General features: G+C 67.1%; 21 protein-coding genes and 2 pseudogenes. 19 read left to right on the plus strand and 4 right to left on the minus strand.

Translation table 11 applies throughout. From position 1 onward, the window contains the following. Window positions 1-26 precede the first annotated feature (26 nt). The 13 genes from H295_RS0115065 (at window position 27) to H295_RS0115125 (ending at window position 17275) form a co-directional block, all read left to right on the plus strand. Window positions 27-2651, plus strand: a complete 2625-nt coding sequence (locus H295_RS0115065; protein WP_020136164.1) for a valine--tRNA ligase — start codon at window positions 27-29, stop codon at window positions 2649-2651. Between the two features lie 120 nt (window positions 2652-2771). Then, window positions 2772-4256, plus strand: a complete 1485-nt coding sequence (gene folC / locus H295_RS0115070) for a bifunctional tetrahydrofolate synthase/dihydrofolate synthase (RefSeq protein WP_020136165.1) — start codon at window positions 2772-2774, stop codon at window positions 4254-4256. Window positions 4257-4264: 8 nt separating this feature from the next. Continuing rightward, a complete protein-coding gene (locus H295_RS0115075; protein ID WP_020136166.1) occupies window positions 4265-4630 on the plus strand; it encodes a DUF4233 domain-containing protein in 366 nt (121 codons plus the stop codon). Window positions 4631-4694: 64 nt separating this feature from the next. Then, a complete protein-coding gene (gene ndk / locus H295_RS0115080) occupies window positions 4695-5108 on the plus strand; it encodes a nucleoside-diphosphate kinase (RefSeq protein ID WP_020136167.1) in 414 nt (137 codons plus the stop codon). 307 nt (window positions 5109-5415) lie between these two features. Continuing rightward, window positions 5416-6435, plus strand: a complete 1020-nt coding sequence (locus H295_RS0115085) for a rod shape-determining protein (RefSeq protein ID WP_004931372.1) — start codon at window positions 5416-5418, stop codon at window positions 6433-6435. 115 nt (window positions 6436-6550) lie between these two features. After that, window positions 6551-7498, plus strand: coding sequence for a rod shape-determining protein MreC (mreC, locus tag H295_RS0115090; RefSeq protein WP_020136168.1), 948 nt, complete (start codon window positions 6551-6553; stop codon window positions 7496-7498). 12 nt (window positions 7499-7510) lie between these two features. Continuing rightward, a complete protein-coding gene (gene mreD / locus H295_RS0115095) occupies window positions 7511-8188 on the plus strand; it encodes a rod shape-determining protein MreD (RefSeq protein WP_020136169.1) in 678 nt (225 codons plus the stop codon). 80 nt (window positions 8189-8268) lie between these two features. Next, window positions 8269-10518: a penicillin-binding protein 2 gene (gene mrdA, locus H295_RS0115100; protein WP_020136170.1), complete on the plus strand. Its 2250-nt coding sequence runs from the start codon at window positions 8269-8271 to the stop codon at window positions 10516-10518. Then, complete coding sequence (gene rodA, locus H295_RS0115105; protein ID WP_020136171.1) at window positions 10515-11714, plus strand: rod shape-determining protein RodA; 1200 nt, start codon at window positions 10515-10517, stop codon at window positions 11712-11714. The genes mrdA and rodA overlap by 4 nt, the downstream gene beginning before the upstream one ends. A gap of 159 nt (window positions 11715-11873) precedes the next feature. Beyond that, window positions 11874-13373, plus strand: coding sequence for a CYTH and CHAD domain-containing protein (locus tag H295_RS0115110; protein ID WP_020136172.1), 1500 nt, complete (start codon window positions 11874-11876; stop codon window positions 13371-13373). Window positions 13374-13450: 77 nt separating this feature from the next. Beyond that, window positions 13451-15421: a TIGR03960 family B12-binding radical SAM protein gene (locus H295_RS0115115; RefSeq protein WP_020136173.1), complete on the plus strand. Its 1971-nt coding sequence runs from the start codon at window positions 13451-13453 to the stop codon at window positions 15419-15421. A 458-nt stretch (window positions 15422-15879) separates the two neighbouring features. After that, entirely contained in the window at window positions 15880-16290 is a 411-nt protein-coding gene (locus H295_RS0115120) for a hypothetical protein (protein ID WP_020136174.1), read from the plus strand. A gap of 169 nt (window positions 16291-16459) precedes the next feature. Then, a complete protein-coding gene (locus tag H295_RS0115125) occupies window positions 16460-17275 on the plus strand; it encodes a S1 RNA-binding domain-containing protein (protein WP_020136175.1) in 816 nt (271 codons plus the stop codon). Window positions 17276-17496: 221 nt separating this feature from the next. Here H295_RS0115125 and H295_RS47930 read toward each other — a convergent pair. Together H295_RS47930 and H295_RS47935 are read right to left on the minus strand one after the other, a co-directional pair. Beyond that, window positions 17497-17648: pseudogene (locus H295_RS47930) on the minus strand (transposase); the annotation flags it as partial. Next, window positions 17640-17814: pseudogene (locus H295_RS47935) on the minus strand (IS5/IS1182 family transposase); the annotation flags it as partial. The pseudogenes H295_RS47935 and H295_RS47930, both read right to left, overlap by 9 nt. Before the next feature lie 100 nt (window positions 17815-17914). On the opposite strand from H295_RS47935, the gene H295_RS0115130 reads away from it, so the two are divergent. From H295_RS0115130 to H295_RS0115150, 4 genes are all read left to right on the plus strand, one after another. Beyond that, window positions 17915-18328: a hypothetical protein gene (locus H295_RS0115130; protein WP_028809376.1), complete on the plus strand. Its 414-nt coding sequence runs from the start codon at window positions 17915-17917 to the stop codon at window positions 18326-18328. Window positions 18329-18503: 175 nt separating this feature from the next. Continuing rightward, window positions 18504-21131, plus strand: a complete 2628-nt coding sequence (locus tag H295_RS45460; protein WP_078616652.1) for an NACHT domain-containing protein — start codon at window positions 18504-18506, stop codon at window positions 21129-21131. Between the two features lie 385 nt (window positions 21132-21516). Then, window positions 21517-21891, plus strand: coding sequence for a hypothetical protein (locus H295_RS0115145; protein WP_020136179.1), 375 nt, complete (start codon window positions 21517-21519; stop codon window positions 21889-21891). A gap of 73 nt (window positions 21892-21964) precedes the next feature. Further along, entirely contained in the window at window positions 21965-22318 is a 354-nt protein-coding gene (locus tag H295_RS0115150) for a hypothetical protein (RefSeq protein ID WP_020136180.1), read from the plus strand. Window positions 22319-22341: 23 nt separating this feature from the next. Here the strand turns inward: H295_RS0115150 and arsM are convergent, their stop codons facing one another. Then, window positions 22342-23106 carry an arsenite methyltransferase gene (arsM, locus tag H295_RS0115155; RefSeq protein ID WP_020136181.1) on the minus strand — a complete coding sequence of 255 codons (765 nt, stop codon included), beginning with the start codon at window positions 23104-23106 and terminating at the stop codon, window positions 22342-22344. Window positions 23107-23212: 106 nt separating this feature from the next. Between arsM and H295_RS0115160 the strand changes: the two genes are divergently transcribed. Then, window positions 23213-23593 carry an ArsR/SmtB family transcription factor gene (locus H295_RS0115160; protein ID WP_020136182.1) on the plus strand — a complete coding sequence of 127 codons (381 nt, stop codon included), beginning with the start codon at window positions 23213-23215 and terminating at the stop codon, window positions 23591-23593. 133 nt (window positions 23594-23726) lie between these two features. Further along, window positions 23727-24137, plus strand: coding sequence for an arsenate reductase ArsC (locus H295_RS0115165; RefSeq protein ID WP_043217509.1), 411 nt, complete (start codon window positions 23727-23729; stop codon window positions 24135-24137). 47 nt (window positions 24138-24184) lie between these two features. Here the strand turns inward: H295_RS0115165 and H295_RS0115170 are convergent, their stop codons facing one another. Further along, window positions 24185-24883 carry a DUF899 domain-containing protein gene (locus H295_RS0115170; protein ID WP_020136184.1) on the minus strand — a complete coding sequence of 233 codons (699 nt, stop codon included), beginning with the start codon at window positions 24881-24883 and terminating at the stop codon, window positions 24185-24187. Window positions 24884-24962: the final 79 nt, after the last annotated feature.

Below are 24962 nucleotides of genomic sequence, written 5' to 3' on the forward strand. Positions count from 1 at the left end.
GCCCGGGACACCCCTAAACTGACCCCGTGACCGAGAACGCTCAGCAGCAGCCCACAGCGCCCCACACCGAACTGCCGACCCAGTACGCGCCGGCCGATGTAGAGGGGACGCTGTACGAGCGCTGGGTAGAGCGTGGTTACTTCGCCGCCGACGCGAAGAGCGACAAGCCGCCGTACACCATCGTCATCCCGCCGCCGAACGTCACCGGCAGCCTGCACCTCGGGCACGCCTTCCAGCACACCCTCATGGACGCCCTCACGCGCCGCAAGCGCATGCAGGGCTACGAGGCGCTGTGGCTGCCCGGCATGGACCACGCCGGCATCGCCACCCAGAACAAGGTCGAGCAGCAGCTCGCCGAGGAGGGCAAGTCCCGCCACGACCTGGGGCGTGAGGAGTTCGTCGAGCGCGTCTGGCAGTGGAAGGAGGAGTACGGCGGCCGGATCCTCGGCCAGATGCGCCGGCTCGGTGACGGCGTCGACTGGGACCGCGAGCGCTTCACCATGGACGAGGGCCTCTCCAAGGCCGTCCTCACCATCTTCAAGCGGCTCTACGAAGACGAGCTGATCTACCGCGCCGAGCGCATCATCAACTGGTGCCCGCGCTGTCTGACGGCCATCTCCGACATCGAGGTGGAATACCAGGAGGACGCGGGCGAGTTGGTCTCGATCCGCTACGGCGAGGGCGAGGACAGCGTCGTCGTCGCGACCACGCGCGCGGAGACGATGCTCGGTGACACCGCCGTCGCCGTCCACCCCGACGACGAGCGCTACCGGCACCTCATCGGCAAGCAGATCAAGCTCCCGCTGACCGACCGCACCATCCCGGTCGTCGCCGACACCCACGTCGACCCCGAGTTCGGTACCGGCGCGGTCAAGGTGACCCCGGCGCACGACCCGAACGACTTCGAGATCGGCCGCCGCCACGACCTGCCGTCCCTGACGATCATGGACGAGCACGGCGTCATCACGGTCCACGGGCCCTTCATCGGCCTGGACCGCTTCGAGGCCCGCTCCGCCGTCGTCGGCGCCCTCAAGGAGCAGGGGCGCATCGTCGCCGAGAAGCGCCCCTACATGCACTCCGTCGGCCACTGCTCGCGCTGCAAGACCACCGTCGAGCCGCGGCTGTCCATGCAGTGGTGGGTCAAGGTCGGCCCGCTCGCCAAGGCCGCCGGTGACGCGGTCCGCGACGGCCGCGTCAAGATCCACCCCGAGGACATGTCGAAGCGCTACTTCGACTGGGTCGACAACATGCACGACTGGTGCATCTCGCGCCAGCTGTGGTGGGGCCACCGCATCCCGATCTGGTACGGCCCCGACGGCGAGGTCGTCTGCGTCGGCCCGGACGACGAGCCGCCCACGGGTGAGGGCTGGACCCAGGACTCCGACGTCCTGGACACCTGGTTCTCCTCCGGCCTGTGGCCCTTCTCCACGCTCGGCTGGCCCGAACAGACCGAGGACCTGCGGAAGTTCTACCCGACCGACGTCCTGCTCACCGGCCACGACATCATCTTCTTCTGGGTCGCCCGGATGATGATGTTCGGTCTCTACGCCATGGACGGCCAGGCCCCCTTCCACACCATCGCGCTGACCGGCCTGGTCCGCGACGAGTTCGGCAAGAAGATGTCGAAGTCGAACCCCAACGCGGTCGACCCGCTGGTCTGGATGGACGCCTACGGCTCCGACGCCGTCCGCTTCACCCTCGCCAACGGCGCCAACCCGGGCGCGGACGTGCCGATCGGCGAGGACTGGGTCAAGGCCTCCCGGAACTTCACCAACAAGATCTGGAACGCCACCCGCTTCGCCCTCATGAACGGCGCCACCATCGAGGGCCCGCTGCCGGACGCCTCCGAGATGTCGGCGACGGACCGCTGGATCCTCTCCCGCCTGAACACCACGGTCGCGCAGGTCGACGCCTACTACGACGACTACCAGTTCGCCAAGCTCGCCGACGCGCTCTACCACTTCGCGTGGGACGAGGTCTTCGACTGGTACGTCGAGCTGTCCAAGACCACGTTCTTCGCGGGCGGCGAGCCGGCCAAGGTCTCCGGCCGGGTCCTCGGCGAGGTCCTGGACGTGATGCTGCGCCTCCTCCACCCGGTCATCCCGTTCGTCACGGACGCCCTGTGGACCACCCTGACCGGCGGCGAGTCCCTCGTCATCGGCGAGTGGCCGGCCGACAGCGGCTTCCGCGACGAGGCCGCCGAGCGGGAGATCGAGCTGGTCCAGCGGGTCATCACCGAGGTCCGCCGGTTCCGCAAGGACCAGGGCCTCAAGGACGGCCAGAAGGTCCCGGCCCGCCTGGACCTGACCGGCACCGCGCTCGCCTCCCACGAGGCCGCCATCCGTCAGCTCCTGCGTCTCCAGCCGGAGGGCGAGGGCTTCGCGGCCACGGCCACCCTGCCGGTCGCCGGGGCCACGGTCGCCCTGGACCTCTCCGGCACGATCGACGTGGCGGCCGAGCGCAAGCGCCTCGCGAAGGACCTGGCGGCGGCGGAGAAGGAGCGCCAGCAGGCCGAGGCCAAGCTGGGCAACGAGGCGTTCCTCGCGAAGGCCCCGGACAACGTGGTGGACAAGATCCGCGGCCGCCTGGCCAAGGCGGACGAGGACATCAAGCGGATCCAGGCCCAGCTGGAAAACCTGCCCCAGCAGTAGGACACCTCTAGGGGCGCGGGGAACTGCGCGACCAGCCACGACGTTCCCCGCGCCCGCCAACGGTGACCGGCCACCCCACTCCGAAGGCACTCTGTCAGTCGGCCTCCGTAGACTGGCCCCGTGAGTGAGACCGACCCCTTCGACGAGATCGTCGCGACCGAGACCGACCGAGACCCCGACCTCGCGGTCATCGAGGCCGGCAGCCGCACCCTGCGCACCCAGGGCGCCCCGCCGGAGGCAGACGTGCCGGCCCGCCCCGAGGACCCCGAGGTCGACAGGGCGCTGCGCCAGGTCGAGGCGGATCTCGCGACGAGGTGGGGCGAGACCAAGCTGGAGCCGAGCGTCAGCCGTATCGCCGCCCTGATGGACGTACTGGGCGAGCCGCAGCGGTCGTACCCCTCGATCCACATCACCGGCACCAACGGCAAGACCTCCACCGCCCGCATGATCGAGGCCCTTCTCGGCGCCTTCGAACTGCGCACGGGCCGCTACACCAGCCCCCACGTCCAGTCGATCACCGAGCGCATCAGCCTGGACGGCGCCCCGATCTCCGCCGAGCGGTTCATCGAGACGTACCAGGACATCAAGCCGTACATCGAGATGGTCGACGCCGCGCAGGAGTACCGGCTGTCGTTCTTCGAGGTGCTGACCGGCATGGCGTACGCCGCCTTCGCGGACGCGCCCGTCGACGTGGCCGTCGTGGAAGTGGGGATGGGCGGTTCCTGGGACGCGACCAACGTCATCGACGGCGATGTCGCGGTCGTGACCCCCATCGACCTGGACCACACCGACCGGCTCGGCGGGACCCCCGGGGAGATCGCCACCGAGAAGGCCGGGATCATCAAGCAGGACGCCACCGTCATCCTGGCCCAGCAGCCGGTCGACGCGGCCCAGGTGCTGCTGAAGAAGGCCGTCGAGGTGGACGCCACGGTCGCGCGCGAGGGCCTGGAGTTCGGGGTCGTGTCCCGGCAGGTCGCCGTCGGCGGCCAGCTGATGACCCTGCGGGGCCTGGGCGGCGAGTACGAAGAGGTCTACCTCCCGCTGCACGGCCCCTACCAGGCGCACAACGCCGCGGTGGCGCTCGCCGCCGTCGAGGCGTTCTTCGGCGTCGGCGCCCAGCGCCCCGACCCCCTCGACATCGACACCGTCCGCAAGGCCTTCGCCGCGGTGTCCTCGCCGGGTCGCCTGGAGGTCGTACGGCGGTCCCCGACCGTCGTCCTGGACGCCGCCCACAACCCCGCGGGCGCCCGTGCCACCGCGGAGGCGGTCGGCGAGGCCTTCGACTTCAGCCGGCTGATCGGCGTGGTCGGCGCGAGCGGCGAGAAGGACGTGCGGGGGCTCCTGGAGGCCTTCGAGCCGATCTTCGCCGAGATCGTCGTCACCCAGAACTCCAGCCACCGCGCGATGGACGCCGACGAGCTCGCCGCGATCGCCGTCGAGGTGTTCGGCGAGGAGCGGGTCCAGGTCGAGCCGCGGCTGCCGGACGCGCTGGAGGAGGCGATCACGCTGGCCGAGGAGGACGGCGAGTTCGCGGGCGGCGGCGTGCTCGTCACCGGGTCGGTCATCACGGTCGGCGAGGCCCGGCTGCTGCTCGGAAGGGGCTGAGCCGCGCCATGCGTACGCTCTGTGCATCGACCCTGATCGGCGAGTTCTTCGTCATCGGCTTCGCCGGACTGGTCGCGATGAAGGACCCGGATCTCGCCACCTCCACGGTCTGGACCGTCAGCGGCATCGCCATGTTCCTGTGCCTCGCGCTGTGCGGGATGGTCACCCGGCCCGGCGGCATCGCCCTCGGCTGGGCCCTCCAGATCGCCCTGATCGCCTCGGGCTTCGTGCTGCCGGCCATGTTCGTCATGGGCGTGCTGTTCGCGCTGCTGTGGTGGGCCTCCGTCCACTACGGCCGGAAGATCGACGAGGCGAAGGCGCGGTTCGCCGCCCAGGCCGTGCAGGCAGACCCCTCTACACCTGACGCTGTGTGACCGGCCGGCCGACACGCCCTGTAATCTCGTCCCACCGCACATGTCAGCAGCCAAGGAGTCCCTCGTGAGCCAGCGCACCCTCGTCCTCCTCAAGCCCGACGCCGTCCGTCGTGGCCTGACCGGCGAGATCATCAGCCGTATCGAGCGCAAGGCCGGCTGGACGATCACGGCGCTGGAGCTGCGGACCCTCGACGAGGACACGCTGGAGCAGCACTACGGCGAGCACAAGGGCAAGCCCTTCTACGAGCCGCTGGTGGAGTTCATGGCCTCCGGCCCGGTCGTCGCGCTGATCGTCGAGGGCGAGCGGGTCATCGAGGGCGTGCGCGCGCTCGCCGGCCCGACCGACCCGATCGCCGCCGCGCCCGGCTCCATCCGGGGCGACTTCGGTGTGATCGTGCGCGAGAACCTGATCCACGCGAGTGACTCCGTCGAGTCGGCCGAGCGTGAGGTCAAGGTGTTCTTCCCGGACCGCGCCTAGCCCGTACGGATTTTTCGTGGACGTTTCTGACGGGACGTCAGCCTGCTCCCGTGCCTGACCTGGGACGGCCGATGTTTTTCGGCCGTCCCTTGGCATATGCGCGCCGATCGGGGGAACGCGTGCCCCCTATGGACCGTCTCCACAAGCGGGGCGGCTTCACATCTGCTGACAATGGCGAAGACCCTCGCGCAGTGTTCGTGCAGGCGCGTCTACGATGGAAGCCTTCACGTCACAGCACCCACTTCGCCGACCTGAAAAGCCCTCAAAAGCTCCCGGGAAGGCCAGACGAATCCTGATGGGGAACTCAATGTCGTTCATCGGCCGTGACATGGCTGTCGACCTCGGGACCGCCAACACGCTGGTGTACGTCAGGGGTCGCGGGATCGTACTCAACGAGCCGTCCGTCGTCGCGATCAACACGAACACCGGTGGAATTCTGGCAGTCGGTGCCGAGGCCAAGAAGATGATCGGGCGGACCCCCGGCAACATCGTTGCCGTGCGTCCGCTGAAGGACGGCGTGATCGCCGACTTCGAGATCACCGAGCGGATGCTCCGCTACTTCATCCTGAAGATCCACAAGCGGCGGTATCTCGCGAGGCCGCGCGTCGTCGTGTGTGTCCCCTCGGGCATCACCGGCGTCGAGCGCCGCGCCGTCATCGAGGCGTCGTCCCAGGCCGGCGCCCGCCAGGTGCACATCATCGAGGAGCCCATGGCGGCCGCCATCGGTTCCGGCCTGCCGGTCCACGAGGCCACGGGCAACATGGTGGTGGACATCGGCGGCGGCACCACGGAGGTCGCGGTCATCTCCCTCGGCGGCATCGTCACCGCCCAGTCCATCCGCGTCGCGGGCGACGAACTGGACAACGCGATCATCCAGCACATCAAGAAGGAGTACTCCCTCCTGCTGGGTGAGCGCACGGCCGAGCAGATCAAGATCACGATCGGTTCGGCGTACGACCTGGACGCTGACGAGCACACCGAAATCCGCGGCCGGGACCTCGTCTCCGGACTGCCCAAGACCGTCGTCATCTCGGCCGCCGAGGTCCGCAAGGCGATCGAGGAACCCGTCAACGCCATCGTCGACGCCGTCAAGACGACCCTCGACAAGTGCCCGCCGGAGCTCTCCGGCGACATCATGGACCGCGGAATCGTTCTGACCGGCGGCGGCGCCCTGCTGCGCGGCCTGGACGAGCGGCTGCGCCGGGAGACCGGCATGCCGATCCACATCGCCGAGGACCCGCTGGACAGCGTGGCGCTCGGCTCCGGCAAGTGCGTCGAGGAGTTCGAGGCACTCCAGCAGGTGCTGGACGCCCAGCCGCGCAGATGACGTAACTCTTCGATTCCGCCGTACGAGATGATCTCCTCTCGTGCGGCGGATCGTTGATATCGAGGCATAAGCTCCCATAAACGCAACTTCAATGAGAAGGGCACGGCCGCCGCACGTGAGGGACACACGAGAGAGCCGGCTGCTCCTGGTGCTGCTGATCGCCGTCGCGTTCGCGCTGATCACGGTCGACATCCGCGGCGGGGAGGACTCACCGGTCGACGGTGCCCGCCAGGCCGCGGCCGCCGTGTTCGGCCCGGTCGAGGACGGTGTGTCGTCCGCGGTGAACCCGGTCGGCAACGCGGTGTCGGCGATCCGCGACTCCGGCGAGCGGCACGACCGGCTCGCGGAGCTGGAGCAGGAGAACGCCGCCCTCAAGGCGAAGCTCGGCAGCGACGACCGCAACTCCAGCCGCCTCAAGCAGCTCGACAAGATGCTGAAGATCGCCGGCGAGGGCCAGTACGGCATCAAGGGCGCCCAGGTCATCGCCATAGGTGCGGCCCAGGGCTTCTCCTGGACCATCACCGTCGACGTCGGCGCCCACGACGGCATCCAGCGCGACATGACCGTCCTCAACGGCGACGGCCTGGTCGGCCGCGTCACCACGGTCGGCCCCGACACCGCCACCGTGCTCCTCGCCAACGACCCCGACTTCACCGTCGGCACCCGCATGGAGGCCTCCGACGAGCTCGGCTTCGCCTCCGGACAGGGCGACCGCCCGCTGCGCGTCGAACTCCTCAACGGCAAGGCCGAGGTGAAGAAGGGCGACCGCCTGGTCACCTTCGGCTCCCAGGCCGACAAGCCCTTCGTGCCCGGCGTGCCGGTCGGCGTGGTCTCCCGCGTCGACCCCTCCGGCGGCGACCTCACCCGCACCCTCTACGTGACGCCGTACGTCAGCTTCACCAAGCTCGACATCGTCGGCATCGTCGTCGAGGCCCCGAAGAAGGACCCGCGCGACACGGTGCTGCCCGCCAAGCCGAAACCGACGCCCACGCCGACCGTGACGGTCACCGTCACCCCGTCCGCCAACGCGCCGCTCGACGGCGAGATCCAGCAAGAGCAGTAGGAGCTGTACCTGATGCGCGTCAACCGGATCCTGCTCTCGTCGGCCCTGATCGTCGTCGCCCTGGTCGTCCAGGTGAGCGTCCTCGCCCGCCTCCACCTCCCGGGCGCCGTCCCGGACCTGCTGCTCCTGACCGTGCTGGGCCTCGCCCTGGTCTACGGCCATGTCGGCGGCGCCCTCGTCGGCTTCGGCGCCGGCCTCCTCGCCGACCTCGCCCCGCCCGCCGACCACGCGGCCGGGCGGTACGCCCTGGTCCTGTGCGTGATCGGCTACCTCGCCGGACTCGCCAAGCCGGAGAACGGCCGCCTCAAGTCGGCCACCGGACCCATGGTCGTCGTGGTCGCCGCCGCCCTCGGCACCACCCTGCTGTACGCCGGGGTCGGCGCTCTGGTCGGCGACACCACCGCCCGCCATGTCGGCCTGCCCAGCCTGCTGTTCACCGCCGCCCTGTACGACCTGCTGCTCGCCCCGTTCGTCGTCCCCGGCATCATGGCGCTCGCCCGCAAGGCCGAGAACGACCCGCTGGCCGAGACGAGCTCCGCGGCCAAGTCCGCGGACATCTCCTCCGGCTGGCTCTCCTCCGGCACCGGCCTCAAGATCGGCGGCCAGCGCGGGGGCCTGGGCGGCCTCAAGAACAAGGCACGCACCCGTACGGCCCGCGTGGGCCGCATCAAGGGAGTCAAGCGGCTGTGACCCCACGGCAGTTGGCGGACCCCGTTCACAGGTTCGCCGTATATGACACATACACACACTGAGAGGGGGCGGCAGCCGCAGTGACCAACATCCCCGAGACCGGACGGACCCCACGGGTCCAGATCCGTCTCGTCGTCATCCAGATCCTCGTGCTGTCCCTCCTCGGCACCCTCGGCGGACGCCTCTGGTACCTCCAGATCCGCGAGGGCGACGAATACGCCAAGGAGGCCTCCGGCAACCACGTCCAGCAGGTCGTCGAGCCCGCCGTGCGCGGCTCGATCCTGGACGCGCGCGGAGTGCCCCTCGCGGACAACGAGACCCGGCTCGTGGTCTCCGCCTCGCGCACCGACCTGCTGAAGATGCCGGACGACGGCAAGGCCGTCCTCACCAAGCTGGCCGGCGTCCTCGGCATGAAGCCCGCCGAGGTGATCCAGAAGGTCCGCCTCTGCGACGCCAAGACGCCTCAGCCCTGCTGGAACGGCTCGCCCTACCAGCCGATCCCCATCACCGACGAGGCCACCGCCAAGCAGGCCCTCCAGATCCGCGAGCGCGCCGAGGACTTCCCCGGCATCACCGCCGAGCCGCAGGCCGTCCGCCGCTACGCCGCCCCCGGCAAGGCCAACACCGCCCAGGTCCTCGGCTACCTCTCCCCGGTCACCGACGAGGAGATCACCAAGGCCCAGGACACCGACTCGCCCTACCTGCGTTCCGACCAGGTCGGCCGCTCGGGCCTCGAGCGCCAGTACGACAAGGAACTGCGCGGCAAGGCCGGTGTCACCCGCTACGAGGTCGACAACCTCGGCCGGGTCATCGGCCAGGCCGAGGCCGACGAGGCCCAGCCCGGCGCCAACCTCGTCACCAGCATCGACGCCCGCGTCCAGCGGGTCGCCGAGTACGAACTGCACAATGCGATGAAGATCGCCCGCCAGCAGTTCGACAAGATCACCGGCGAGAACTACAAGGCCGACTCGGGCGCCGTCGTCGTGATGGAGGCCAAGACCGGCCGGATCGTCGCGATGGCGTCCGCCCCGACCTACGACCCGAACGTCTGGGTCGGCGGTATCTCCGCCAAGGACTACAAGAACCTCACCAGCAAGAACTCCGACTACCCGCTGCTCAACAGGGCCATACAGGGTCAGTCCGCGCCCGGTTCGACGTTCAAGGTGGTCTCCACGGCCGCCGCGGTCGAGGCCGGCTACGAGTGGGACGGCGGCTACCCCTGCACCAGCTCGTACTCGGTGGGCGGCCAGGTCTTCAAGAACTTCGAGGGCGAGAGCTTCGGCCCCATCTCCCTCGGCCGCGCCCTGGAGGTCTCCTGCGACACCGTCTTCTACGGTCTGGCCGACCGGGAGTGGAAGAAGGACGGCGGCATCAACCCCAAGAAGGGCGAGCCGAAGGACTACTTCTACAAGGCCGCCCACCAGTTCGGCCTCGGCAAGGAGACCGGCATCGACCTCCCCAACGAGGTCACCGGCCGCGTCCCCGACCGCCAGTGGAAGGAGTCGTACTGGAAGGCCAACAAGGACGCGTGGTGCAAGACCGGCAAGAAGGACGGCTCCTACGTCGAGAAGATCGCCTACGAGAACTGCCTCGAAGGCAACAAGATGCGCGAGGGTGACTCCATCAACTACTCCATCGGTCAGGGCGACACCCTCGTCACCCCGATCCAGGAGGCCAGGATCTACGGAGCGCTCGCCAACGGCGGCACCATGTACCAGCCGAGCATCGGCAAGGCGATCATCAGCGCCGACGGCAAGACGGTCCAGGAGATCAAGCCCAAGGCGACCGGCCGGCTCCCGGTCAGCAAGGCCACCCTCAAGGGCATGGACGCCGCCCTGGAAGGCGTCGTCACCCGCGGTACGGCCGCCTGGAAGTTCGGCGGCTGGCCGCAGGACAAGATCCCGCTGCACGCCAAGACCGGCACCGCCGAGGTCTACGGCAAGCAGACCACGTCCTGGCTGGCCACGTACTCCAAGGACTACACGGTCGTCATGACGATCGCTCAGGCCGGTACCGGCTCCGGCGCCTCGGGTGAGGCCGTGCGCCACATCTACAACGCCCTGTACGGCGTCGCGGCCGACGGCACGATCGACAAGAAGAACGCGCTGCTGCCGAGCCCGCAGACGAGCCTGCCGAAGATCCAGACCGACGGGACCGTCAAGTCCCCGAAGATCGCCAAGGACCCGGCCAAGGACCAGCGGGTGAGCCAGGAGGGCGCGCCCGAGCCGAACGAGTCCCAGCCGGCCGCGACCGTGAACACGGCGACGGGCGGGAACCGTGTCACCCGTCGTCGGCGCCGAGCGCGCGGAAACCGGAGGATGCTCACATGACCGGGGCGAACAGCTTCCAGGTCTCCGGCTACGGCCCCGAGCGCGCGGGCTGGACCCGGCTGCTGGCCCGTGACTCGCTCGCCCGCCGGCTCGACTGGCCGATACTGTTCTCGGCCCTCGCGCTGTCGATGATCGGCTCGCTCCTGGTCTTCTCGGCGACCCGCAACCGCACCGAGATCAACCAGGGCGACCCGTACTACTTCCTGATCCGGCACCTCATGAACACCGGCATCGGGTTCGCCCTGATGATCGGCGTCGTGTGGGTCGGCCACCGCACCCTGCGCACCGCAGTGCCCCTGCTCTACGGCGCCTCGGTCTTCCTCATCCTCATGGTGCTCACCCCGCTGGGCTCCACGGTCAACGGCGCCCACTCCTGGATCGTGCTCGGCGGCGGCTTCTCGCTCCAGCCCTCGGAGTTCGTGAAGATCACGATCATCCTGGGCATGGCGATGCTGCTCGCGGCCCGGGTCGACGCGGGCGACAAGCCCTACCCCGACCACCGCACGGTCCTCCAGGCGCTCGGCCTCGCCGCCATCCCGATGCTGATCGTGATGCTGATGCCCGACCTCGGCTCGGTCATGGTGATGGTCATCATCGTGCTCGGAGTGCTGCTCGCCTCCGGCGCCTCCAACCGCTGGGTCTTCGGCCTCCTCGGCGCGGGCACGCTCGGCGCGGTCGCGGTGTGGCAGCTGCACATCCTGGACGAGTACCAGATCGCCCGCTTCGCCGCCTTCGCCAACCCGAGCCTCGACCCGGCCGGCGTCGGCTACAACACCAACCAGGCCCGGATCGCGATCGGTTCCGGCGGTCTGACCGGCGCGGGCCTCTTCCACGGCTCGCAGACCACCGGCCAGTTCGTCCCCGAACAGCAGACCGACTTCGTCTTCACCGTCGCCGGCGAGGAACTGGGCTTCGTCGGCGCGGGCCTGATCATCGTCCTGCTCGGCGTCGTCCTGTGGCGGGCCTGCCGGATCGCCCGCGAGACGACCGAGCTGTACGGCACGATCGTGGCCGCCGGAATCGTCGCCTGGTTCGCCTTCCAGGCCTTCGAGAACATCGGCATGACCCTCGGCATCATGCCGGTCACCGGCCTGCCCCTGCCGTTCGTGTCGTACGGCGGATCCTCGATGTTCGCGGTGTGGGTGGCGGTGGGGCTGTTGCAGTCGATCAGGGTGCAGCGGCCCATGTCGGCGTAGACGGGGTGCCGATGTCGGCGTAGGCGGGGTGCCCCGGTCGGCGGTGGCCGGAGTGCCCCGGCCGACCGGGGCCGGAGTGCCTCGGCCGACCGGGGCCGGAGTGCCCCGACCGGCGGCGGCCCCCTGCCGTGACCGGCGTTTGACCATTAGATTCGGGTCATGGCGGACACAAAGCGGGAGATCGAGCGGAAGTACGAGTCCGAGGACAGCGGGCTGCCGGACCTGACCGGAGTCGCCGGCGTCGAGGCCGTCGTCGACAAGGGCGTGGCGAGTCTGGACGCCATCTACTACGACACGGCCGACGAACGCCTGTTGGCGTCCTCGATCACCCTGCGCCGCCGAACAGGCGGCTCGGACGCGGGCTGGCACCTCAAACTCCCCGTCTCCGAGGGCGTACGCGACGAGATCCGCGCCCCGCTCTCCGACACCCTCCCCGACGAACTCGCCGCACTGGTCCGCTCCCGCACCCGGAACGTGGAGCTGCTGCCCGTCGTCCGGCTGCGTTCGGACCGCGATGTGCGCCACCTCCTGGACGGGGACGGGCAGTTGCTCGCCGAGGTCAGCGTGGACGCCGTGCACGCCGAACGGCTCAGCGGCGGCGTCGGCGTCGCCCAGTGGACCGAGATCGAGGTGGAGCTCGCCGACGACGGCGACCCCGCCTTCCTCGACAAGGTGGAGAAACGGCTGCGCAAGGCGGGCGTACGGCGCTCCGGGTCCTCCTCGAAACTGGCCAGGGCCCTCGCCGAGACGGCACCGAAGAAGCCGGCCGCCCGCCCCGGGGACCCCGTGACCGCCGGCGACCACGTCCTCGCGTACCTCCGGGAACAGCGGGACGCGATCGTCGCGCTCGATCCCGCCGTCCGCCAGGACACCGAGGACTCCGTGCACAGCATGCGCGTCGCCACGCGCCGGCTCCGCAGCACTCTCAAGTCGTACGGCAAGGTCCTGGACCGGGCCGTCACCGACCCGGTCGGCGACGAGCTGAAGTGGCTCGCCGGCGAGCTGGGCGTGGACCGGGACCGCGAGGTACTGGCCGAACGGCTCTCCACGGCCCTCGACGAGGTGCCCGGGACGCTGGTCTCCGGACCCGTGGCCGAACGGCTGCACGTCTGGGCGGGGGACAGCCCCGGCGGGGCGAGCGCCCGGCTGATCGGCGTCCTGGACTCGCACCGCCATCTCGCGCTGCTCGACGCCCTGGACGCGCTGATCGCCGACCCGCCGCTGCTGAAGGCTGCCGCGAAGAAGCCGCACAAGGTGATCGCCAAGGCCGTGACGAAGGACTTCAAGAAGGTGTCCAAGCTGGTCGGGCGGGCGCTGGAGCTGGAGCCCGGCACCGAGCGTGACGTCGCGATCCACGAGGCCCGCAAGAAGACCAAGCGCACCCGCTACGCGGCCGAGGCGGCCCGCCCGGTCCTCGGTGAGCCCGCCAAGTCCATGGTCAAGTCCATGAAGTCGCTCCAGAACCTGCTCGGGGAGCACCAGGACAGCGTGATGGCCCGCGGCACCCTGCGCGAGCTCTCCGCGGTCGCCCACGCGGCGGGGGAGAGCGCCTTCACGTACGGGCTGCTGTACGGCCGCGAGGAACAGCGGGCGGCGACCGTGGAGGCGGAGCTGCCCGGGTTCTGGGACGGCGTGAAGGGCGCGGCGGACGGCCTCTGAGGCCGCGGGGCGTACGGGGGGTGGTCGTCGCCGCGTTAGGCTAGATGGTCACCCCTGTCAGCCCATGGAAGTGCGAGATGTCAGCCGAAACCGCCGCGTCGGTGTTCCCGCAGCTCGAAGCGCTGCTCCCGCATGTGCAGAAGCCGATCCAGTACGTCGGCGGAGAGCTCAACTCGACCGTCAAGCCGTGGGAGTCCTGCGACGTCCGCTGGGCGCTCATGTACCCGGACGCCTACGAGGTCGGGCTGCCCAACCAGGGCGTCATGATCCTCTACGAGGTCCTGAACGAGCAGGAGGGCGTCCTCGCCGAGCGCACCTACAGCGTGTGGCCGGACCTGGAGGCCCTGATGCGGGAGCACCACGTCCCGCAGTTCACGGTGGACAGCCACCGCCCGGTGGGCGCCTTCGACGTGTTCGGCCTGTCCTTCTCCACGGAGCTGGGCTACACCAACATGCTCACCGCGCTGGACCTGGCCAGCATCCCCCTGGAGTCGAAGGACCGGGGGCTGGACGACCCGATCGTCCTGGCCGGCGGCCACGCGGCGTTCAACCCCGAGCCGATCGCGGACTTCATCGACGCGGCGATCATCGGCGACGGCGAGCAGGCCGTGCTCGACATGACGAAGATCATCCGTGACTGGAAGGCCGAGGGCAGGCCGGGCGGCCGCGAGGAGGTCCTCTTCCGCCTCGCGAAGACAGGGTCGGTGTACATCCCGGCGTTCTACGACGTCGAGTACCTCCCCGACGGCCGTATCGCCCGCGTCGTACCGAACAAGTCGGGTGTCCCGTGGCGCGTGTCGAAGCACACGGTCATGGACCTGGACGAGTGGCCCTACCCGAAGCAGCCCCTCGTCCCCCTGGCGGAGACGGTCCATGAGCGCATGTCGGTGGAGATCTTCCGCGGCTGCACCCGCGGCTGCCGCTTCTGCCAGGCCGGCATGATCACCCGCCCGGTCCGCGAGCGCTCCATCACGGGCATCGGCGACATGGTGGAGAAGGGCCTCAAGGCGACGGGCTTCGAGGAGGTGGGTCTTCTGTCGCTGTCGAGTGCGGACCACTCGGAGATCGGCGACATCGCGAAGGGCCTGGCGGACCGGTACGAGGAGGACAAGATCGGCCTGTCCCTCCCCTCCACCCGCGTGGACGCCTTCAACGTGGACCTGGCCAACGAGCTGACTCGCAACGGCCGCCGCTCGGGCCTGACCTTCGCCCCCGAGGGCGGCTCGGAGCGCATGCGCAAGGTCATCAACAAGATGGTCTCCGAGGACGACCTGATCCGCACGGTCTCCACGGCGTACGGCAACGGCTGGCGCCAGGTGAAGCTGTACTTCATGTGCGGCCTGCCGACCGAGACCGACGAGGACGTCCTCCAGATCGCCGACATGGCGACGCGGGTCATCGCCGAGGGCCGCAAGGTCTCCGGCCAGAACGACATCCGCTGCACGGTGTCGATCGGCGGCTTCGTCCCCAAGCCGCACACCCCGTTCCAGTGGGCCCCGCAGCTCTCCGCCGAGGAGACCGACGCGCGCCTCCAGAAGCTCCGCGACAAGATCCGCGGCGACAAGAAGTACGGCCGCTCGATCGGCTTCCGCTACCACGACGGCAAGCCGGGCATCGTGGAGGGCCTGCTGTCGAGGGGCGACAGGCGGGTGGGAGCGGTGATCCGCGCCGTCTACGAGGACGGCGGCCGCTTCGACGGCTGGCGCGAGCACTTCTCCTACGACCGCTGGATGGCGTGCGCCGACAAGACGCTGCCGGCCTTCGGCGTCGACGTCGACTGGTACACCACCCGCGAGAAGACCTACGAGGAGGTCCTCCCCTGGGACCACCTCGACTCGGGCCTCGACAAGGACTGGCTCTGGGAGGACTGGCAGGACGCCCTCGACGAGACAGAGGTCGAGGACTGCCGCTGGACTCCTTGCTTCGACTGCGGGGTGTGCCCGCAGATGGACACCCACATCCAGATCGGCCCGACCGGAAAGAAGCTGCTTCCGCTGACGGTCAAGAACGCGGGGGCGGCGCCGGCGGCGAGTGGGCACTCGCACTGAGGTGAGCGAGGCGTTACGGCGCATCGTGGCTGCCCTCGGGGACGGCAGTGAGCAGGAGTCGGCTGCTGTCCTGAGGGCGCTCGGTGTGGAGAGTGGGCGGCCGGGGATCGTGCGGGAGACGCAGGGAATGCCGCTGCCGTTCTGGGGGCTCGGAGACTGTCCATTCCGAGGTGGGGTGGGTCTGAGGGGTTGCGGGCCCCTGTAGGCCCTCATCCTGTGGCTGTCGCCCGAGTGGCTGCTCTCTGTTCGCGACGTGCTCCGTGGCTTCCTAGCGTGGCGATATCCGCTACGGAGGAGGCGCCATGTCAGCGAGTGAGTCGCCTGGGGGCAGTCCTCGATGGGGGAGCCCCGGCCCAGCCTCTCCGTCTCCCGGGCAGTGGACATCGCCCCCTGAGCCACCGCAGAAGAAGCGACGAGGTCGTGGCTGTCTTTGGGGGTGCGCCGGAGCTCTGGCCGCGGTGGTCGTGATCGTCATCGTGGTGCTGGTGATCGCGTCTGGGGACAAGGACAACAGCACCACCTCTGCACCCAGTGCGACCCCCACAGCGAAGACCAAGCAGGGGCAGACACGCGAACCCGCGAGTGAGCGGGCCGACCTCATCAGCTTCACACTCGACGACCGCTCGCAGGCCGGCATCACCAACATTTGGCTCGTCTGGACGATCAAGAACAGCAGCAGCGAGAAGTCCAACTACTCCTGGGACTGGGAGGCGGTCGACGCCGGCGGCACACGCGTGGAGGACGGTTCGCAGTTGGAGACCAACGTGCAACCTGGCCAGACGGCTCGGGGCGAGTTCCCCACGACGCTCAAGAGCGTGAAGGGCATCAAGCTCAACGTCACCAAGTTTGACCGGACTGCCAGCTACTGAGGGCGTGGCCAGTGCCTGCGTCGACCTGCTGCTCTTCCGCTGCACTTACCTCGCCTATGCCGATGCCTCATAGTCAGACCTGGCCCAGACGTACTGTCCCCGGGAGAGCGCAGCCATTCCGTCTGAGGTGGAGTGGGTATAGAGATCTCTCCGTGAGAGCCTTGGCGGCATGGGGGATGCGTCGGTCGGGCATGACGTCCGGCGGTTTCTGGCAGAGCTCCGTGTCGGTGACGTGTGCCGTGGGCAGGTCGCTTCGGTTTCTCGGTCCGAGATGTCGGTGCTCCTGGACGATTTCACCGACCGGCCGCTCGGAACGGTGGGGCCGTTGGACGGTTCCTGGCGTCGGCGCTTCTCCGACGTTGCCGTGGTCGGGCAGAGGGTCGCCGGCGAGGTAACCGCGGTTGATCTCGACGCGGGCCGGGTGCGGCTGTCGATGGCGGCCACGGAGAAAACGGAGCTCTGGGCGTTCCTCAAGCGGCTTCGCCATGGTGAGCTCCTGGCCGGCACGGTGGCGGCGATCGAGCGGTTCGGTGTCTTCGTGGCGCTGGATGAGGGCCCCGAGCATCCGGTGTATCCCGGCGTCGGCTTCATCACGTATCCCGAGTTGTCCTGGCGTCGTTTTGAGGCGGCGTCCGATGTCGTCGAGGTCGGGCAGCGGGTGTCGTGTGAGTTCTTGCAGTTCGACACATGGAACGGGGAGGCTCGGCTCTCCCTGCGGGCGACGAAGCCGGACCCCTTCCTGGAGTTCGTCGAAGGCGTGGTGGTGGGGCAGAGGCTGAGCGGACGGGTGACGAAACTGGTCCCGTTCGGTGTCTTCGTGGAGCTCGCCGACGGCATCGAGGGCCTGGTGCATCTGTCCGAGCTGAACTCGGTGCCAGTGGCGGTGCTGGCGGATGTTGTAGAAGTCGGCGATCAGTTGACGGTTGTCGTCATCGACGTCGACCGCGAGCGACGCCGACTGTCGCTCTCTCGTCGACTGGCTTGAGCGGTTGCGGTTCGGACCCTGTCCGCAGAGGGACTCCCACATCCAGATCGGCCCGACCGGAAAGAAACTTCTGCCTCGGACTGTGGTGAAGAAGTAGCTGGTTGGGTTCTCAGTGCTCGGGAACGCTCGCAGGACTCATCTGCGGCAGCGAACTTGGCCCCTAAGGGTGTTGCACAAGGCCGTGTTCGGGCAGGCCAGAGCCTGTGATCGCGGTCTTCTGGTCATGATGAGAGGGCGAGGTTGTGCATGTGGGCGACGGCTTGGACGGCGTGGTGGGGGCGTCGCCTCGTTGTCGGCAGTCACGCAGGATCTTGTAGTTCTTCATCCGGCCGATCACATGCTCCACTCGGGCACGCACCTTGCGGTACGCCGCGATCAGCCGTGCCCGGTTCTCCAGCGGAAGGCCACGGCCGACCCTTGCGGACCGCATCCGCACCCTCACGACGCAGCACCGTCACCAGCTTGCCGAACTGCCGCGAACTCAGCTCAGTGAACGGGGCTATCCAGGACGGCTCCGACGCTGTGATCACACCGGCCACGGCGAGATCGTCTCACCTTGATCACGCTTCGGAGCCCGCCAGCTTCTGGCGGGACACATCTCAGTCGCCCGCACGGATTCGCCATGTGAGCCTCACACCCGTGGCTACTGAAACCGAGGCAGGAGAGTTGTTGCATCAGCGCGGCTGGCGGACGGCATTCACGGTCGCTGAGAGAGTGAACGCGTGGGCCGCGCTGGTGAGCGCCGTGGAGCGCGGCTACGGCGACGACGTCTACGAGTACACCAACGACCTTTACTGCCGAAACTGGCTGCACGAGGTGTGGCTCCTGCTAGACGAACACATCGTCCAGCTCTGGACCCCGCAGATCAAAGTTCTGGACGACCGGTACAAGGCCGCGACCGTCGACGACGACGGTCAGGCACTCAACCTGTTCCACAGGCTGCCCGGTCCCGACCTGTGGTGGTGGCGGCGACACCCCCGCATCCTCACCGGAGACCTCGGACGTTCGCTTCGCTCGGCTGGTGCCGTCGGCGCCGACCCGGACACCGCATGACTCTCAGCCTCTCTGGATTGCGGGACAACTCTCAACTGTTCGTATGGTGGAACTTGAACTCTGATGCTCTGGGGACGGCGGGTGGACATCTGCCCCTCGGGGAGATCTTTTCACTTTGGCCCCAGTAGTACATTCAACAGTCACGACAGGCCTCGGAGTTCTATGCTGACGCTCCATGGAACCAGTGAGCATTGGGGCTCGACTCGCATCGAGCGTTGTTGTCCCGTTGGTGAAGAAACTTTTTGTGGTGGACGGTCCCGGTGCTGGTCTTGTTGACCGCCCCATACGTATCTCCCAGCTAGTTTCGTTCCGCGGCGAGAAGCGGACTCTCTCGGACTCTGATCTCCGCAAGGTTGCAGAAGAGTTGGTGGACCGTGCAGCGCAGTCGACCGGAGTCTCGGAGCGCCTTGCTGGTTACGAGCAACGTGCAGTGGTGAACGCGGTGGCGCACTCGCTCAGCTCTCTTGGGCATATCGACATGGACGATGTGCAAGCGGTCCGGCTCGGCTACTTGGAACTGTCCCGGCTTCTGCGGTCTAGCAATCAGGCAGCCACGATTGGCCTCTCAAGTGATGCAGTGCTACTACATGCAAACGTCGTGGATACAGCCTGCTTGCACATCCTGCACTTCTTCACCACGAGATCCACGTTTGTGCCTCGCACGCTGGTCGAGCAAAGTCGCAAAATCGAAGAACTCTCTTCAAGGATCGATGTACTTATTCTGCGAAATCCATCCCCGGCTGATGGCGGTTTTGAAGAAAGGTATGGGCGCTATATCTCTAAAAAGCATGGCAAGTTAACCATTTTCGGCCTCGATCTGTCCGAATCTTCGGCCTCGTGGCCCCTCGATGCGGCTTACCTGAGCTTAGAGGCGACCGAGACTGCAATTGGCGAGGTTCCACTAGTACTTCCCGCCGAAAAGGTCCTTGCAGGGCGTGATCGAGTGCTGTTGCGAGGAGTGGCAGGTTCCGGAAAAACCACGTTGGTGCAGTGGTTGGCGGTCAGTGCCGTTCGTAACGATCTCGATAAACGGCTCCTATATCTGCATGGTTTGGTGCCGTTCGTACTGCCTTTGCGGTCACTGACCCGAGCCGGCGCAAGGCTGCCTGCCCCGGACGAATTCCTTGCTGCCGTGGGATGCCCGATTGCCCATGCCCAGCCCACAGGCTGGTATGACCGTGTTCTCACAGCAGGGCGTGGGCTGATGTTGGTCGATGGAATCGATGAGATACCCGAGGAAGAACGCGAGGAAGCCCGCAATTGGCTGAAAGACCTCATCGATTCATACCCTAAAAATCATTGGCTTGTGACTTCACGTCCATCGGCCGTACGAGAACACTGGCTCGCTGACGAGGGGTTCTCGGAACTGGATCTGTCGCCCATGAGTCGCGACGATATCGCCGCGTTCATCGAACGTTGGCATAGGGCGGCCGGAAGTGCAGATGTGTATGGAAAGGAACTGCTCTACGCGATACGGGCCAAGCAGGAACTTGCCCGGCTTGCCACCAACCCGCTTATGTGCGCACTGATTTGTGCGCTACATCGAGATCGCAGGGGCTACCTTCCTGATGGGCGTAAAGAACTCTATGACGCGGCTCTCTCCATGCTGCTGTCCAGGCGAGACCGGGAGCGTGGTGTCTACAAAGAGGGCGACATGCGCATCGGTGAAACTCACCAGGTTCAGCTGATCCAAAAACTGGCCTATTGGTTGATCCGTAACGGTCGCTCTGAGATGGATAAGCGCGACGTACTGGACTTGCTGTCCCAAGCGTTGACCGCGATGCCGCGTGTAGCGCAGCAGGGCACGGTGAAACAGATCTACCAACATCTTCTAGTTCGAAGCGGCCTGCTTATCGAGCCCATTGAAGGAACTGTGCAGTTCATCCACAGGACATTTCAAGACTACCTCGGAGCAAGAGCCGCCGTGGAGAGCCTTGATTTCGACTTCCTGGGTGGCAATGCCCACCTTGACCAATGGGAGGATGTCATCCGAATGGCCGTGGCTCACGCGCGTCCGACGGAACGTACGCGATTGCTGACCGGTTTGGTCGAGCGTGGCGACTCGTCCGCAGATATTCGCCACCGCCTTCATCTGTTAGCTGCGGCTTGCTTGGACGACGCCACAGAGCTTGATCCTTCCGTGCGAACCGAAGTTCAACGCCGTGCCGAGAAGCTCATCCCTCCTCGTTCTATGGCCCAGACTCGTGGTCTCGCAGATGTCGGGCCGGTCGTACTCGAACTGCTGCAAGGTCCCAAAAACCTTACTTTGGATGAGGCCTTCTTCACCGTCCTGACCGCCGTTCGGGTCGGGACTGATGCTGCCATTTCAGTATTGAGTAGATTTCGCGACGTAGATGATTTAAGAGTGCGTACTGAACTAGCCCTGGCGTGGAGTCGATTCGACACTGACCGCTATGGTGAAGAAGTTATCGCCCATTTGCAGGAGGGTGACCTCTATTTCGTGGTTTCAAGCAGTCGAGAACTTCGGGCTCTGCGTAGGTTCGGCGGAAGATCGCTATTGAAGATCGTAGCGCCTATCAGTCCTGGAGAGATTAAGCGCTATTGCGCGGCTGATCGCCTCGTAGGTCTGTGCATTGCGACGGATTTGCACAGTTCTTGGGATTGGCTCGGAGATTTTCCCCGCCTTACCCGGTTGACGTTGGAAACTCCTGTCCCTGAAATCGATGTGACTTCGTTGCGGCAAGTCTTTTCCCTCCGCACTCTTCAGTTGCCCGCTGGCACCAGGGTCGTTGGCGCGGACCGGTTATCTCCCAGCTTGAAGATCAACATTGGTGCTGGTTGATCAGCTCTCTCTGCCTCTCGATCAGGAGGCGGCTCAACGCTGTCCGAGGCCAGTGTCAGTGTCATGCCCTTGGTCTTCAGCGGGTGCCCTTCAGGTGCCGCAACAGGCTGTGGCCGAATCGGAGCCGCAACTTGCCGTGAGCAGACCGTGCTTCGGGCGTGAGGTTGTCAGTTCTCTCTTTCTGGGGGCTTCCCATGCTCGGTCCGATGGCTGAGTTGCCTGGTAGGGGGTAGCGGAGGGAACATGGGAAGTGGAGCGAATTCGACATCCGAGCAACGTGGCCGGGATCGTCACGGCACGGGGCTCGACGTGCTCACGGGCTGACTCCCCCCTCATTTCCGCGTCTCATTTCCATGCGCTGCGGCAGAGGAGTTTGGAGAACGCGATGACGAACATCAAGTTTGAGGACGTTTTTGCTCCTGTCATGGCGAGCGGCGACCATCAGCAATTGATCATCCTTCGCGTGGACGGCGAGGAGCTGTTCGAGGGGTATATCGCCCAAGGAGAGACGTTGGGCGTCAACGTGACGGTGCCGATCACGACTCTGTCCGTCGAGATGGGGACCAGGAACTTCGATGCGCTGGGACATCCCGGTGCATTCCTCGGCTTCCGGCACGTCGTACAGAATCCGCCGCCTGCGGAAGAGGATGCCTGGAAGGTCACCGTCTTCGACGACCACCTCTTCGGCACCCTCTTCCGGAGTCATGTCCCGGGCCATGAAGGGAAGTTCGAGCTGCGCTTCGCCTTGCCGAGCCCGTGACGCCGCGGCTGTCCCGTAAGCACCGTCCGTTCGTTCCGACCGGAGAATCGTTCGAGGTCAGTTGGAGGATCTCATGTCGTTTCCTCTCGGTAAGCTCTTGGAGTTGAACGTGGTGAAGTCTCAGGACTCCGACGGGGAGGATCGGATAGTCATGAGTCGAGTCGGGGGCGTTCAATTCCTGCCCGACCACGGCACGGTGACCGTGCAGCAGGGCGAGGTATGGGATCTGGACGACATGAATCTCTTCCTGCCGTTCGCCGAGGAACACGGCGAAGTCGCGGTCGCCCTCAAAGCGGTCGATGACGGCACAGTCCATTCTCTGGGGACCGTGTTCCTCCGGTCCGATGAAGCCGGTCACGGAGAGGTGCAGAAGCAGTTCGACGGTGCGGGAGCCCTCTACAAGCTGAAGTACAAGGTTCTTCCCTGAGCCTGAGCAGGAGAACTGAACTTTCAGCAGCACTCCCCGGCCAGGGGCTTCGTGGCGTGCACGATGGCCGAGTGCATGCCGTCGGCGACGGGGTGTGTGGGGGTGATCTCGATGTCGGTGAAGCCTGCCGCTTCGAGGCCCTCGCGGTACTCCGTGAAGGACAGGGCTCCTGCGATGCAGCCGACGTAGTCGCCGCGTTCGGCGCGCTGGGGCGGTGTCAGTGAGTCGTCGGCGACCACGTCGGAGACGCCGATGCGGCCTCCGGGCCGCAGCACCCTGAAGGTCTCGGCGAAGACGCCGGCCTTGTCCGTGGACAGGTTGATCACGCAGTTCGAGATCACCACGTCGATGGTGTTCGCGGGCAGCGGGATCGCCTCGATCGTGCCCTTGAGGAACTCGACGTTGGTCGCCTTGGCCTTGGCCGCGTTGGACAGGGCGAGTTCGAGCATCTCGTCGGTCATGTCTAGGCCGTACGCCTTGCCGGTGGGGCCGACGCGGCGGGCGGACAGGAGGACGTCGATGCCGCCTCCTGAACCGAGGTCGAGGACGCGGTCTCCCTCGCGGAGGTCGGCGACGGCGGTGGGGTTGCCGCAGCCGAGGGAGGCCGCGACGGCTTCGGCGGGCAGGGTGTCGCGTTCGTCCGCGGCGTAGAGGGTGGAGCCGAAGTTCTCGTCGACCTCGACGGGCTCGGGGCCGCAGCAGGCGTTGCCGCCTTCGGTGACCTTCACGGCTGCGGCCGCGTAGCGCTGTCGGACGGTTTCGCGCAGGTCGGTGGACTGGTCGGACATGTCTCACTCCTGGATGACGGGGGCTTGGCGTTACCCCGGAACGGACTGTATTGACGTTTGTTGATGCAAGCTTGCGCCTTGAATTGAAAAACATCAACATAGAGCCATGTCGAAACAAGAGCTGAAGATCCTCGGCCAGGACGCCGATGAAGGCTGCTGCCAGGGGCTTGCGTCCGCACCGCTGGACGAGGGTCGAGCCGCGGAGCTGGCGAAGGTCTTCAAGGCCCTGGGCGACCCGGTCCGGCTGCGGCTGATGTCGATGATCGCCTCGCGCGGGGAGGGCGGCGAGGTGTGCGTGTGTGACCTGACGCCGGCCTTCGATCTGTCGCAGCCGACCATCTCGCACCATCTCAAGCTGCTCCGGCAGGCCGGACTCATCGACTGCGAGCGGCGCGGAACCTGGGTCTACTACTGGGTGCTGCCCGGGGTGCTGGAGCGACTGGCCGCGTTCCTGACCACAGCCGAGCCTGCCAGGGTGCCCGCGTGACACCCAGGCGTTGTCCGGGCGTCCCCGTTCCGGCACGGCGACATTCCGGCACGGCGACCGCCCATGTCCCGAATGCCGCCGAACGTCGGCGTTTCCGCTGCCCCTTGAATCATCGTCACCAGAAGGACACGTCATGACTGCTCTCGGCCACCGACCATCAGTGCTGTTCGTCTGCGTCCACAACGCGGGTCGTTCCCAGATGGCCGCGGCCTTCCTCGCCCACCTTGCGGGGGACCGGGTCGAGGTCCGCTCCGCCGGCTCGGCGCCCGCCGACTCCGTCAACCCCGCCGTGGTGGAGGCGATGAAGGAAGTCGGTATCGACATCTCCGCCGAGACACCGAAGGTGCTCACCGTGGACGCCGTCCAGGCGTCGGACGTCGTGATCACGATGGGCTGCGGGGACACCTGTCCCGTCTTCCCAGGCAAGAGGTACCTCGACTGGCAGCTCGATGACCCGGCCGGACAGGGCGTGGATGCGGTGCGCCCGATCCGGGACGGGATCGGGCGGCGCGTACGTGCGCTGCTCGACGAGCTGGCGGGCTGACCGGTCCACCCCGTCCTCGTCCCGTCGTCGAGAAGGGGCCGACGTCCTCAGGGGGTGTGGTCCGTGGTCGGGCCGTAGAGGGATGCGATGTGCTTGGAGGTCGGCCAGCGGCTGTAGGTGGGGGACTGGGGCCAGTTCTCGGGGCTGTCCTGCCATTCCTCCTGGCGGCCGTAGGGGAGGAGGTCGATCAGGGGGAAGGTGTGGCTGAGCTGTTCGGTGCCGCGGCCCGTGGTGTGCCAGGTGCGGTAAACGGTGTCGCCGTCGCGGAGGAAGACGTTGACCGCGAAGCCGCCGTCGGGCGGGGCGCCTACGTCGGCGCCGAAGGGGCTGCCGGCCGTCGAGTACCAGGTCATCCGGTTGCCGACCCGGTGCCGGTAGGCGAGGGCCTCTTCGATCGGGCCCTGGGTGACCACGACGAACCGTGCGTCGTAGGCGTCCAGGAAGTCCAGGCGGGTGAACTGCGAGGTGAAGCCCGTGCAGCCCGGGCACTGCCATTCCTGGCCGGTGGACCACATGTGGTGGTAGACGATCAGCTGCCGCTTGCCCTCGAAGACGTCCGCCAGCCGTACGGGGCCGTCCTCGCCCTCCAGTGTGTAGTCCGGCATCTCCACCATCGGCAGGCGCCGGCGTTCGGCGGCGATGGCGTCCAGCTCCCGTGTGGCGGCCTTCTCACGGGCGCGGAGTTCGTCGAGGCGGTGCTGCCAGGTCGCGGTGTCGACGACCGGGGGCAGTGCGTGTGTGGTCATGTGGTCCCCTCACGGAGTGAGCGCGCAGCGGTCTCTTCCGAGAGGACAGACCTCGGCGGGCACCGGAACTCATCGGTCG

Source organism: Streptomyces sp. 351MFTsu5.1 (genome assembly GCF_000383655.1).
GTDB lineage: Bacteria > Actinomycetota > Actinomycetes > Streptomycetales > Streptomycetaceae > Streptomyces > Streptomyces griseorubiginosus.